We start from the raw sequence: 12,266 nt of genomic DNA, 5'->3' as shown, positions 1-12,266 counted from the left end.
GTTCAACAAAGGAGCTCGACCGCTTGAACGGACAAGAATTGGTTTCTTCTTCACCGCGCCACCCACGCATTGCGAGCGACGCCAATCACTTTGTCCTGACGTTCGAGAACAACCGGTTCGCCAGTGAACTTTTTGGTCAGTTCGATCAGAACCTGAAGCTCCTCGAAGAGCGGCTCCACATCGATGCGCGCGCCCGCGGTAATTCCGTCGTCATTACCGGCGATGTGGTAACCACCAATCAGGCGCGGCGCACGCTCGATTATCTCTATGAAAAACTTCAGAAAGGCGGCAGCGTGGAACGATCCGACGTCGAGGGTGCCATTCGCATGGCCGTTGCGGCCGACGACCAATTGAGCCTGCCGACGATGGAGAAGAAAGCCAAATTGACCATGGCTCAGATTTCAACGCGCAAGAAGACCATCATTGCCCGGACCCCAACGCAGGACGCCTATATGCGGGCGCTGGAGCGCAACGAGCTGGTCTTCGGCGTCGGCCCTGCCGGTACCGGCAAGACCTACCTCGCCGTTGCCCAGGCCGCCCAGCTGCTGGAGCGCGGTGCGGTCGAGAAGATCATCCTGACCCGCCCGGCCGTCGAAGCCGGCGAGCGCCTCGGCTTCCTGCCCGGCGACCTGAAGGAAAAGGTCGATCCCTATCTCCGCCCTCTCTATGACGCGCTTTACGACATGATCCCGGGCGATAAGGTGGAGCGCGCGATTACGGCGGGTGTCATCGAAATCGCACCGCTCGCCTTCATGCGCGGACGCACACTTTCGAACGCGGCAATCATCCTTGACGAAGCGCAGAACACGACATCGATGCAGATGAAGATGTTCCTGACCCGTCTCGGCGAAAATTCGCGGATGATGATCACCGGCGACCCAAGCCAGATCGACTTGCCGCGCGGCGTGAAATCCGGCCTTGTCGAGGCCCTTCACCTGCTCACCGAAGTCGAGGGCATCTCGATCGTCCGCTTCAAGGACGCCGATGTCGTTCGTCATCCGCTTGTCGGCCGCATCGTCAGGGCTTATGACGCCACCTACACAGCGCGCGAAGAAGACGCGATCAAATAGGACTTATGGCCTTACTCGATATTCAGATCAGCGTGGAAGAAGGCGGCTGGCCTTCCGAGGACGAGTTGCAGCCTTTGACGGACCGTGTGCTGGAAAAGGCCGCGGACTATCTCAAGGCCAGTGCCAAGCAGAAGTTTCCCAAGATGGCCACCGAGGTTTCGCTGGTCTTTACCGACGACGAGTCGATCCGGGCGATCAATGCCGAATGGCGCCAGAAGGACAAGGCGACTAACGTGCTGTCCTTCCCTGCCTACCCGATCACGCCGGGCAAGATTCCCGGACCGATGCTCGGCGACATCATCATCGCCAGGGAGACCGTGGCGCGCGAGGCGAAAGAGCTTGAGAAGCCTTTCGAAGACCATCTGACCCATTTGATGGTGCATGGTTTCTTGCATCTGTTCGGCTACGACCATATGAATGATGCAGAAGCCGAAATTATGGAGGGGTTGGAGACTCGTATTTTGGCAGATCTCGGCCTATCTGACCCCTACGAAGGTCAAGACCTTAAATTGGAACCATGAGCGACTTTTCAGCAAAGACCACGGCAGACAGCAAGGATGCCGACCAATCTTCCTCCTCCGACGAGGGTGGAAGTAGTAGAAACGCCGGGCGATCTTTCTGGGCACGCGCAGCCCGCATCCTCCGGCCACAGCAAGGCTCGCGCTTGCGCGAGGACCTCGCCGACGCGCTGATGACCAGCGATACCGGCGACGACGCCTTTTCGCCCGACGAGCGGGCGATGCTGCACAATATCCTGCGCTTCCGCGAAGTTCGTGTTGCCGACGTCATGGTGCCGCGCGCCGATATCGAGGCGGTCGATCAGACGATCACCATCGGCGAGCTGATGATCTTGTTCGAAGAGTCCGGCCGCTCACGCATGCCTGTCTACGCAGACACGCTCGATGATCCTCGCGGCATGGTGCATATCCGCGACCTTCTCTCCTATGTCGCCAAGCAGGCGCGCAACAAGCGCCGGACCGGCATCAAGGCAAAAGCCGCCGAACCGGTCGTCGAGATCGCGCCCGAAAACCTCCAGAAGGTCAGCCGCTCATCCAAGCCGAATTTCGATCTGGCACGGGTCGATCTGCAGAAGACGCTTGCCGAGGCAGGCATCATCCGCAAGATCCTGTTCGTCCCGCCGTCGATGCTGGCGTCCGACCTTCTGCGCCGCATGCAGGTCAACCGTACGCAGATGGCGCTTGTGATCGACGAGTATGGCGGCACGGACGGCCTGGCATCGCATGAAGACATCGTTGAAATGGTTGTCGGCGATATCGACGACGAGCATGACGATGACGAGGTGATGTTCAAGCGTGTCTCCGAGGACATGTTCGTTGCCGATGCCCGCGTCGAGCTGGAAGAGATCGCTGCGGCGATCGGCCCGGATTTCGACATTGCCGAGCAGGTGGACGAAGTGGATACGCTGGGTGGCCTGATCTTCTCCGCACTCGGCCGCATCCCGGTCCGCGGCGAAGTGGTTCAGGCGCTGCCGGATTTCGAATTCCACATCCTCGATGCCGATCCGCGGCGCATCAAGCGCGTCCGCATCACCCGCAAGCGCCAGGCGATCCGCCGTCGCGTGAGGGACGGAGACGGCGCAGGCGGCTCCGAACAGGGCGACGACAGGCCCGCAGAATCCTCTGCGGCAAACTGAGCGCCCGTAAGGCACGACAAACAGCTGCTTTTTTGAAAGACTGCGAGCCGGGTTGATTCGCGGCTTAATGGGGACTGTGCATGGAGCGGCTTGCGGACAGGGTTATCCTGCTCTGGGGTTTCAAACGGGCGTTGCTGGCAATCCTTGCAGGCGCCATCGGCGTCATCGCCCTGCCCCCGATCGGCTTCTTTGCCGCGATGTTCATCTCCTTCACGCTGCTCGTCTGGCTGATCGACGGCGCGGCTGCCTCGCCGGAGGCAAGCTTCATCGGCAGGCTGTGGCCAGCCTTCGTTACCGGCTGGCTTTTCGGCTTCGGCTATTTCGTCGCCGGGCTCTGGTGGCTCGGGCATGCGCTGCTGATCGATTCCGATGCCTTTGCCTGGGCGTTGCCGTTGGCCATTCTCGGGCTGCCCGCCGTGCTGGCGATCTTCTACGGCCTGGCCGCTGCCGCTGCCCGGATTTTCTGGTCTGAGGGTTTCGGCCGTATCGCAGCGCTGGCGGCGAGCTTCGGTCTGTTCGAATGGCTTCGCAGTGTCGCGTTCACCGGCTTTCCGTGGAATGCAGTCGGTTACGGCATGATGCCGGTGCCGCTGATGATGCAATCGGCCCATGTGCTTGGCGTCATGGGCGTCACGGCGCTTTCCGTCTTCGTCTTTGCAGCACCGGCGCTGCTTGGGACCCGCCAGGGCGCCAGGACGGGTGTCTTTGCCGCTGCCCTGCTGTTTGCCGCGCATATCGGTTACGGCGGCTACATCCTCTACTATCTACCGAAGCCAACGCCGGCGCCTGGGGCCACCCCGCCTGTCGTCCGCCTGGTGCAGCCGATGATCGACCAGGCGGCCAAGCTCGACAGCGATGCCGATCGCTCGGCGATTTTCGAACAGCATCTGAAGCTCTCCGCGGAAGCCCCGAAGAATGGCACCAAGAAGCCTGACATCATCGTGTGGCCGGAAACCTCTATCCCTTTCATCCTGACCGACAATCAAGACGCCTTGACGCGGATCGCCGATACGCTTGACGACAGCCAGATCCTTATTGCGGGCGCCGTCCGTGTCGAGGAGAGCGGTCCCGGTAATGCGCCGCGCTATTATAACTCGATCTATGTCATCGATGGACGCGGCCAGATCATCGCGGCATCCGACAAGGTGCATCTGGTGCCGTTCGGCGAATATGTGCCGTTCGAGAACATTCTGGATAATTTCGGCATTCAGAATATCGTCGAGATGCCGGGAGGCTTTACCGCAGCTGCAAGCCGCGAAATGCTGAACCTGCCAGGTGGCCTCGCACTATATCCGCTGATCTGCTACGAAATCATCTTTCCCGGCGAAATGGCCGGTATCAATCAGGCCAACGCCATTCTCAATATTACTAATGATGCATGGTTTGGGTCTACGCCCGGGCCTTATCAGCACTTTCAGCAGGCGCGAATCCGCGCAGTTGAGACAGGATTGCCGCTGATTCGCGACGCCAATAGCGGCATTTCAGCGCTAGTGAATTCACGCGGAGAGATTATTGCCGGCCTTGGGCTCAATGAGAGCGGTTTCATAGACGCAACTCTTGATGGCGAACAGGGCAATTCCACAGCGCGCTATCCACATCAAGCCTACTTTTGGTTGACTGAAACGTTGCTGTTTATGATTGCGCTGATTTCTCGCATGGGTTTTATTTTCAAGCAGAATTGACCAAAAACCCCTAAAATTGCATAGTAGCTCAGATCGGCGTTGTTAACGTATGCTTGAGAGTGGGTTAATGCCTCTTGCAACGTGGCGTTACGGATGGGTTCAGGGGATGCCGGTTTCACTCGTTGAAATATCTTTTGTTAGGGCACAACCATGATTGAGAACAAGAAGAAGCCGAACCCGATCGACATCCATGTTGGCAGTCGCATTCGTCTTCGCCGTACTATGCTTGGCATGAGCCAGGAAAAACTTGGCGAAAGCCTGGGCATTACATTCCAGCAGATTCAGAAGTACGAAAAGGGCACGAACCGCGTCGGCGCCAGCCGCCTGCAGAATATTTCGAGCATCCTGAACGTTCCTGTTTCCTTTTTCTTCGAAGACGCGCCAGGCGAGCATGGCGGCGGAATGAGCGGGCTGGCGGAAGCTTCCAGCTCGAACTACGTCGTCGACTTTCTTTCGTCGTCGGAAGGCCTCCAGCTCAACCGCGCATTCGTCAAGATTTCCGATCCGAAGGTTCGCCGGAAGGTCGTCGAACTGGTGAAGGCGCTAGCTGCAGAAGCGGACGCCGACTAAGCGATCCCTAAAGCAGGTAAATTAGAAAAGGCGGTCGAAAGGCCGCCTTTTTTACGTTTTTAAGGCAAAATTTGTCATTTCACCGCAGATATAAAGATATATTTATGTCCTTCTGCGCTTGTTTTTCGAGCCTGAACTGAGTACCAATTCGTCGAACTTATTCTTTGAGGGGAATCCCGGAATGCGCGCTAATTACCTCTTCACCAGTGAGTCTGTTGCCGAAGGTCACCCGGACAAGGTGTGTGACCGTATCTCCGACGAAATCGTGGATCTGGTTTACCGCGAAGCGGCGAAAACCGGCGTAAACCCATGGGGCGTGCGCATTGCCTGCGAGACCCTGGCAACCACAAACCGCGTCATCATCGCCGGTGAGGTTCGCCTGCCGCCGAGCCTGATGAAGAAGGACAAGGACGGCAAGGACGTCATCAACCCGTCGAAGTTCAAGGCTGCCGCCCGCCGCGCCATCAAGGACATCGGCTACGAGCAGGACGGCTTCCACTGGAAGACGGCGAAGATCGACGTTCTCCTGCACTCGCAGTCCGCCGACATCGCCCAGGGCGTTGACAGCGCCGCCGACCAGCAGGGTGACGAAGGTGCCGGCGACCAGGGCATCATGTTCGGTTACGCCTGCAAGGAAACCCCGGATCTCATGCCGGCGCCGATCTACTATTCGCACAAGATCCTGCAGCTGCTGGCCACCGCCCGTAAGAAGGGCGACGGCGAAGTTGCCAAGCTCGGCCCCGATGCCAAGAGCCAGGTGACCGTGCGCTACGTCAACGGTAAGCCGTCGGAAGTCGCATCGATCGTTCTGTCCACCCAGCATCTCGACGAGAGCTGGGATTCGAAGAAGGTTCGCGCCGTCGTCGAGCCCTATATCCGTGAAGCTCTCGGCGAGTTGCCGATCGCCAGCGATTGCAAGTGGTACATCAACCCCACCGGCAAATTCGTCATCGGCGGTCCGGATGGTGACGCAGGCCTGACCGGCCGCAAGATCATCGTCGACACCTACGGCGGTGCAGCCCCGCATGGCGGCGGCGCATTCTCCGGCAAGGACACGACCAAGGTCGACCGTTCGGCCGCCTACGCCGCCCGCTACCTCGCCAAGAACGTCGTTGCCGCCGGCCTCGCCGACAGCTGCACGATCCAGCTCTCCTACGCCATCGGCGTTGCCCAGCCGCTGTCAATCTATGTCGATCTGCACCAGACCGGCAAGGGCGTGACCGAGGATCAGGTGGAAGCCGCGATCCGCAAGAACATGGACCTGTCGCCGACGGGTATCCGCCGCCATCTCGACCTCAACAAGCCGATCTATGCCAAGACCTCTGCTTACGGCCATTTCGGCCGCAAGGCTGGCCGTGACGGCTCGTTCTCCTGGGAGCGCACCGACCTGGTGAAGGGCCTCAAGGAAGCCATCAAGGTCAAGGCTGCGGCATGACGGATATGGAACGCCGCGGACGCGCGACCGAAGCCTTCTTCGGCCGCCGCAAAGGAAAGGCCCTCCGCGGACAACAGGCGGAAAAGCTGAGTACCCTGCTCCCGGCTTTCCTCATCGATCTTTCAGCGGCTCATCCCGAGCCGCTGAGAAGCCTCTTTCCGGTGCCGGTGGAGAAACTCCGCCTGGAAATCGGCTTTGGCGGCGGTGAGCACCTGATCCACCGCGCCCAGGAATTGCCGTCTACCGGCTTTATCGGTGTCGAGCCGTTCATCAATTCCATGCAGAAGCTGCTTGCCAGCGTCCAGGACAAGGGCGCCAGGAACGTTCGCGTCTTTAACGACGATGCGACGCAGCTGCTCGACTGGCTGCCCGATGGCTGCCTTGACCAGATCGATCTGCTCTATCCCGATCCCTGGCCCAAGCGGAAGCATTGGAAACGCCGTTTCGTCTCGAAGACGAATCTCGCGCGTTTCCATCGCGTGCTGAAGCCCGGCGGACTGTTCTGCTTCGCTTCGGATATCGATACTTATGTGAACTGGACGCTGCTGAAATGCCGCGACCACGGCGGCTTCGACTGGCTGGCAAGCAATGCCGCCGACTGGCTGACGCCCTATGAGGGCTGGCCGAGCACCCGCTACGAAGCCAAGGCGCGGCGTGAAGGCCGCTCTTCCGCCTATCTGACTTTCAAGAAAATATAAGCCTGCAACTTAGTGCAGGCTTACCGTCTTCAGTTCGTCCTCGGCAGCCTTGAAGAAGGTGCTCGAGCGATTGTCTGTCAATAGGATCGGCGTGCCGTCCGCGCCGAACAGGGCCCATAGATCGACGCCAGGGTCGATATCGGGCGCTTCGGGGAAGCACTTCGATACTTCTTCGTTACGCATTTTGCGGACGTAGGCGACCTCGCCGTTGCCGATACCGGCAAGTTCGGATTTGGTCAGGTGAGAATTCGCTTCTTTCATCAACATTCCTGTACCTCCAAGAGAAGGGACTAGCGGCTCAACTCGAACCGTTGTCCTACTGTGGGACCGAAATGTTAATTTTCTTGACCATGCGGGCGGGCTCCGGCCGAATAAGATCGACTGAAAGCAAACCGTTTTTTAGCCCCGCGCCAAGCACTTGCATGCCATCGGCAAGCACGAAAGTACGTTGAAACTGGCGGGCTGCGATGCCGCGGTAGAGATACTCGCGCTCGCCCTGTTCGACCTGCCGGCCGCGGATCAAAAGCTGGTTTTCTTCCGTCGTCACATCCAGCTCATCCTCACCGAAACCGGCAACGGCAAGCGTGATTCGAAGACGCTCGGGCTGGTCATGACCGGCGGCGATGCGCTCGATATTATAGGGGGGATAGCCATCGCTTGCCTTGGAAATACGCTCCAGCGTCTTTTCCATGGCGTCGAAGCCCAGAAGCAGCGGGCTGGCAAAGGGAGTGATACGGCTCATGTTTCAAGTCCTTGATGCAAGCGACCTTTCCGGACCTAAACTAGCATCCGGCTGTTGCTAATATGGGAATTAGCGGGCAGCCGCGCAAGGTTTTGCGGACCTCGCGACAGGACCGGGAAATTTTAGGGTAAACGGTGCCTTCGTCCTTGCTTGACAAAGCGCATGCGGGCTCGCATCAAATCGTCACCCGTAAGGGCTGCGCCGATTTGCGACGCAATCATAAACAAATGGTGCCTGCCAAAACGACGTGCACCTGAGGAGGGACGACGTATATGGCAAACCCCAGAAAGATCATCATCGATACCGATCCGGGCCAGGACGATGCCGCGGCGATCATGCTCGCCTTCGGCAGCCCCGAAGAGCTCGAAATTCTCGGCATCACGACGGTCGCCGGCAACGTGCCGCTGTCCTATACCAGCCGGAATGCGCGCATCATCTGCGAGCTCTGCCAGCGCACCGATATCAAGGTCTTTGCCGGCGCCGACAAGCCGATCGCCCGTAAACTCGTCACCGCCGAACATGTCCACGGCAAGACCGGCCTCGACGGCCCGACGCTGCCCGAGCCGACCATGCCGCTGCAGGCACAGCATTCCGTCGATTTCATCATCGAGACGCTGCGCCGAGAGCCTGAAGGCAGCGTGACGCTCTGCACGCTCGGCCCTCTCACCAATATCGGCCTCGCCTTCCAGAAGGCGCCTGACATCGTTGCGCGCGTCCGCGAGCTTGTCATGATGGGCGGAGGCTTCTTCGAGGGTGGCAACATCACGCCGGCCGCCGAATTCAACATTTATGTCGATCCCGAAGCGGCCGACATCGTCTTCCGCTCAGGCGTGCCGGTCGTGATGATGCCGCTCGACGTGACGCACCAGCTTTTGACCCGCAAGGACCGCGTCAAGCGCATGGCCGACCTCGGCACCGCGCCGGCACAGGCGATGGTCGAGATGCTGGAGTTCTTCGAGCGCTTCGATATCGAGAAATACGGTTCCGACGGCGGCCCGTTGCACGACCCGACCGTTGTTGCCTACCTCCTGAAGCCAGAGCTCTTCAAGGGCCGGGAATGCAATGTCGAGATCGAGGTGAAGTCGGAACTGACCGTCGGCATGACGGTCGTCGACTGGTGGCATGTGACCGACCGCAAGCGCAATGCCAAGGTCATGCGCTTTGTCGATGCCGATGGTTTCTTCGATCTGCTGATCGAGCGTTTCGCCCGCATCTGAGCGAAGAACAAAGACCAAAAGAAAAGGGCCGCTTCTCAGCGGCCCTTTTTCATTATGCGTCCTTCTGATCCAGATAGGAATTGGCAGCCTCTGCCTCGGGCTTCGGACCGCCCTTGGCGACGCCGACCATGGCCGGGCGCAGCACGCGCTCGCCAATGGTGAAGCCGGCCTGCACCACCTGGACGACAGTGTTGTTTGGAACTTCCGTGTTCGGCACTTCGAACATCGCCTGATGGAAGTTCGGGTCGAACTTCTGGCCGACAGGATCGAGCTGGCGAACGCCATGGCGCTCGAGCGTCGAGAGCATGGAGCGCTCGGTCATCTCGACACCTTCGATCAGGGTCGTCAGGCCAGCCTCGCCCGCAGCCTTGGCTTCGGCCGGAATGGCATCGAGCGCCCGGCGCAGGTTGTCGGATACGGCGAGCATGTCACGCGCAAAACCGGCAACGGAATAGGACTTCGCGTCCTTCACTTCACGCTCGGTGCGGCGGCGCAGGTTGTCCATTTCTGCGGCGAGGCGCAGATAGCGGTCGCGCAACTCGGCATTTTCTGCCTTCACGAGTTCCAACGGATCCGGCTGGGACGATGCCTCAGCGGCCGCTTCATTCTCGACGTTTGCGGCTGCGTCCGCAGCAGCTTCAGCCGCAACAGCCTCAGGTCCGTTTTTCGTCGTTTCGTCAGTCATGACGGTCTCCGGGTAAAGGGTTCTTTCGGGATGCGCCCGATATCGAGCTTTGACCGCAAAAAATCAAGTCTGCGTGACAAAGAACCGGAAATTCCGGCTTTTTCAGAGCGACCCGCGCGACAGGCGGGAAATCAGCTGGGCGGTATAATCGACCATCGGCACGATACGGGAGTAATTCAGCCGGGTCGGGCCGATGACGCCGACGGCACCGACGATGCGGTCGTCGTCGTCACGATAGGGCGCGACGATCAGCGAAGAGCCGGATAGCGAGAAGAGCTTGTTTTCGGAACCGATGAAAATGCGGACGCCCGGACCGCTTTCCGCGAGATTCAGCAGTTCGATCAGGCTGTCCTTCTTCTCCAGGTCATCGAAGAGCATGCGCAGGCGGTCGAGATCGCCGGCGCTGTCGAGACCCTCGAGCAGGTTGGCACGGCCGCGGATGATCAGCTGCGCCGGCTTGCCTTCATCCGGGCTGCCGGACCAGACGGCAATGCCGCGCTCCACGAGGTCACGCGACAAGGCATCGAGCTCGTGGCGCACATCCGTTTTCAGCCGGTCGAGTTGCTTGCGCAACTCCGGCAGCGTCTGACCGGTCATGTGGGCGTTGAGGAAGTTGGCGGCCTCAGTCAGCTGCGACGACGTCACGCCCGCCGGAAGCTCGATGATCCGGTTTTCGACCTGATCATGTTCGCCGACCAGAACCGCGAGTGCCTTGGTCGGTTCCAGGCGGATGAACTCGACATGTTTCAGCACCGGATCGTTCTTCGAGGTGATCACCAAGCCGGCGCCGCGGGAGATCCCCGACAGCATCCGGCTTGCCTCGTTCATCATCGATTCCACCGGATTGTCGCGGCTTTCGGCGCGCACCTGGCGATCGATGCTGGCGCGCTCTTCGGCCGAGAGGTCACCCACCTGCATGAAGGCATCGACGAAGAACCGGAGCCCGACCTGGGTCGGCAGACGCCCGGCGCTGATATGCGGCGAGTAGATGAGCCCCAGCTCTTCCAGATCGCTCATCACATTGCGCACCGAGGCCGGAGACAGGGACATCGGAAGAATACGGGAGAGGTTTCGCGAGCCGAGCGGCTCACCGTTTTCCAGATAGCCTTCGACGATACGGCGGAAGATTTCCTTCGAGCGTTCATCCAGCGCAGCAACGGCATCCGAAACCGACGTAGATCTGAAGCCCATGAATTCTGAAACACCCACGCTGATGACAATCTGCAAAATATAATCAATCTCGTCCGCGTGGCAAAAGGGAATTTGCAAATGACCGCAGCCAATCGTAGAAGCGGGGCAGCATCACGAAACAACGCATGATCATGCCGTGCCGCCACTCGCGGCCTAACGGCCTCATGCATCAGGAGACAGAGAATGCGGCCGTCAGGCAGAAAAACCGACCAGATGCGCAAGGTCAGCTTCGAGCGCAACTTTTCCAAGCATGCCGAAGGCTCCTGTCTCGTGAAATTCGGCGATACACATGTGCTGTGCACGGCAAGCCTTGAAGAAAAGACGCCGCCGTGGCTGCGCAACACCGGCAAGGGCTGGGTCACATCCGAATACGGCATGCTGCCGCGCGCCACGGGCGAGCGCATGAAGCGTGAAGCGGCGACCGGCAAGCAGGGCGGCCGCACGCAGGAAATTCAGCGCCTGATCGGCCGCTCGCTGCGGGCCGTCGTTGACCTCACTGCGCTCGGCGAGCGCCAGATCACCATCGACTGCGACGTCATCCAGGCTGACGGCGGCACGCGCACGGCTTCTATCACCGGTGGCTGGATTGCGCTTTACGACTGCCTGAAGTGGATGGAAAGCCGTAACATGATCAAGGTCGATCGTGTTCTCAAGGATCATGTCGCGGCCATCTCCTGCGGTATTTTCGCCAGCCAGCCGGTCATCGACCTCGACTATATCGAGGATTCCTCTGCGGAGACCGATGCGAACTTCGTCATGACGGGTGCCGGCGGCATCGTCGAAATTCAGGGCACGGCCGAAGGCACGCCGTTCAGCGAAGCCGAATTTGCATCGCTGATGGGTCTCGCAAAGAACGGCATTGCCGAGCTCGTGGAACTGCAGAAGCAGGCAATCGCCGGGTGAACGACATGCTGGAGGGCATGCTGGAAACGGCGCTTTACGCGAAGGACCTGGATAGAGCCGAAGCTTTCTATGAAGGCATTCTCGGTCTTTCCAAGATCACGCGGGCTGCCAACCGGCATGTCTTCTTTCGGTGCGGACCCGGGGTGCTGCTGATGTTCAACCCGGACGAGACGGTCAAGCCACCGGCGCCGGGCGCGCTTCAGGTTCCGGCGCACGGCACCAAGGGAGCGGGCCACGCCTGCTTTCGCGTCTCTGCCGGGAATATCGATGCGATGGCCGCCAGGCTGACGGCGGCCGGCATCGCCATCGAATCCGAAGTTCACTGGCCGAATGGCGGCCGCTCGATCTACTTTCGCGATCCGGAAGGCAACAGCCTGGAATGCGCCGAAGCCCGCATATGGGGCATCGAATAGGAAACA

14 protein-coding genes are annotated in these 12,266 nt (G+C 59.8%); 10 read left to right on the top strand and 4 right to left on the bottom strand.

Translation table 11 applies throughout. The annotated features are described in order from the left end of the window. Positions 1 to 23 precede the first annotated feature (23 nt). The 7 genes from AC1DNK_RS01435 (at position 24) to trmB (ending at position 7,109) form a co-directional block, all read left to right on the top strand. On the top strand, positions 24 to 1,070 hold the full coding sequence (locus tag AC1DNK_RS01435; protein WP_112385245.1) for a PhoH family protein: 1,047 nt from the start codon (positions 24 to 26) through the stop codon (positions 1,068 to 1,070). A 5-nt stretch (positions 1,071 to 1,075) separates the two neighbouring features. Next, positions 1,076 to 1,591: an rRNA maturation RNase YbeY gene (gene ybeY / locus AC1DNK_RS01430; RefSeq protein WP_477938972.1), complete on the top strand. Its 516-nt coding sequence runs from the start codon at positions 1,076 to 1,078 to the stop codon at positions 1,589 to 1,591. Next, a complete protein-coding gene (locus AC1DNK_RS01425; protein ID WP_112385243.1) occupies positions 1,588 to 2,724 on the top strand; it encodes a hemolysin family protein in 1,137 nt (378 codons plus the stop codon). Before ybeY ends, AC1DNK_RS01425 begins: the two co-directional genes overlap by 4 nt. Positions 2,725 to 2,804: 80 nt before the next feature. Beyond that, complete coding sequence (gene lnt / locus AC1DNK_RS01420; protein WP_442207920.1) at positions 2,805 to 4,406, top strand: apolipoprotein N-acyltransferase; 1,602 nt, start codon at positions 2,805 to 2,807, stop codon at positions 4,404 to 4,406. Positions 4,407 to 4,556: 150 nt separating this feature from the next. Then, positions 4,557 to 4,976 (top strand): helix-turn-helix domain-containing protein, encoded by a 420-nt coding sequence (locus AC1DNK_RS01415; RefSeq protein WP_112385241.1) that lies wholly within the window; start codon positions 4,557 to 4,559, stop codon positions 4,974 to 4,976. Between the two features lie 181 nt (positions 4,977 to 5,157). After that, positions 5,158 to 6,411, top strand: a complete 1,254-nt coding sequence (metK, locus tag AC1DNK_RS01410; protein WP_112514110.1) for a methionine adenosyltransferase — start codon at positions 5,158 to 5,160, stop codon at positions 6,409 to 6,411. Beyond that, positions 6,408 to 7,109: a tRNA (guanine(46)-N(7))-methyltransferase TrmB gene (gene trmB / locus AC1DNK_RS01405; protein ID WP_477938970.1), complete on the top strand. Its 702-nt coding sequence runs from the start codon at positions 6,408 to 6,410 to the stop codon at positions 7,107 to 7,109. The genes metK and trmB overlap by 4 nt, the downstream gene beginning before the upstream one ends. A 9-nt stretch (positions 7,110 to 7,118) precedes the next feature. Here the strand turns inward: trmB and AC1DNK_RS01400 are convergent, their stop codons facing one another. Together AC1DNK_RS01400 and AC1DNK_RS01395 are read right to left on the bottom strand one after the other, a co-directional pair. Continuing rightward, positions 7,119 to 7,376: a BQ00720 family protein gene (locus AC1DNK_RS01400; RefSeq protein WP_112385238.1), complete on the bottom strand. Its 258-nt coding sequence runs from the start codon at positions 7,374 to 7,376 to the stop codon at positions 7,119 to 7,121. Positions 7,377 to 7,425: 49 nt separating this feature from the next. Then, positions 7,426 to 7,851: an Hsp20 family protein gene (locus tag AC1DNK_RS01395; RefSeq protein ID WP_112385237.1), complete on the bottom strand. Its 426-nt coding sequence runs from the start codon at positions 7,849 to 7,851 to the stop codon at positions 7,426 to 7,428. Between the two features lie 272 nt (positions 7,852 to 8,123). Between AC1DNK_RS01395 and AC1DNK_RS01390 the strand changes: the two genes are divergently transcribed. Then, entirely contained in the window at positions 8,124 to 9,068 is a 945-nt protein-coding gene (locus tag AC1DNK_RS01390; protein ID WP_310293318.1) for a nucleoside hydrolase, read from the top strand. A gap of 52 nt (positions 9,069 to 9,120) precedes the next feature. Here the strand turns inward: AC1DNK_RS01390 and grpE are convergent, their stop codons facing one another. Together grpE and hrcA are read right to left on the bottom strand one after the other, a co-directional pair. After that, positions 9,121 to 9,753, bottom strand: coding sequence for a nucleotide exchange factor GrpE (grpE, locus tag AC1DNK_RS01385; protein WP_477938967.1), 633 nt, complete (start codon positions 9,751 to 9,753; stop codon positions 9,121 to 9,123). Positions 9,754 to 9,855: 102 nt separating this feature from the next. Beyond that, positions 9,856 to 10,944 carry a heat-inducible transcriptional repressor HrcA gene (gene hrcA / locus AC1DNK_RS01380; RefSeq protein WP_112514114.1) on the bottom strand — a complete coding sequence of 363 codons (1,089 nt, stop codon included), beginning with the start codon at positions 10,942 to 10,944 and terminating at the stop codon, positions 9,856 to 9,858. Between the two features lie 183 nt (positions 10,945 to 11,127). On the opposite strand from hrcA, the gene rph reads away from it, so the two are divergent. Beyond that, complete coding sequence (gene rph / locus AC1DNK_RS01375) at positions 11,128 to 11,847, top strand: ribonuclease PH (protein WP_310293323.1); 720 nt, start codon at positions 11,128 to 11,130, stop codon at positions 11,845 to 11,847. Further along, positions 11,844 to 12,260 (top strand): VOC family protein, encoded by a 417-nt coding sequence (locus tag AC1DNK_RS01370; RefSeq protein ID WP_477938964.1) that lies wholly within the window; start codon positions 11,844 to 11,846, stop codon positions 12,258 to 12,260. Before rph ends, AC1DNK_RS01370 begins: the two co-directional genes overlap by 4 nt. The last annotated feature ends 6 nt before the right edge of the window (positions 12,261 to 12,266 follow it).

The sequence above is a fragment of the Rhizobium sp. 01N424 genome (genome assembly GCF_056399485.1).
The sequence above is the reverse complement of the archived record's forward strand: the minus strand, read 5'-3'. Positions and strand labels throughout refer to the sequence as shown.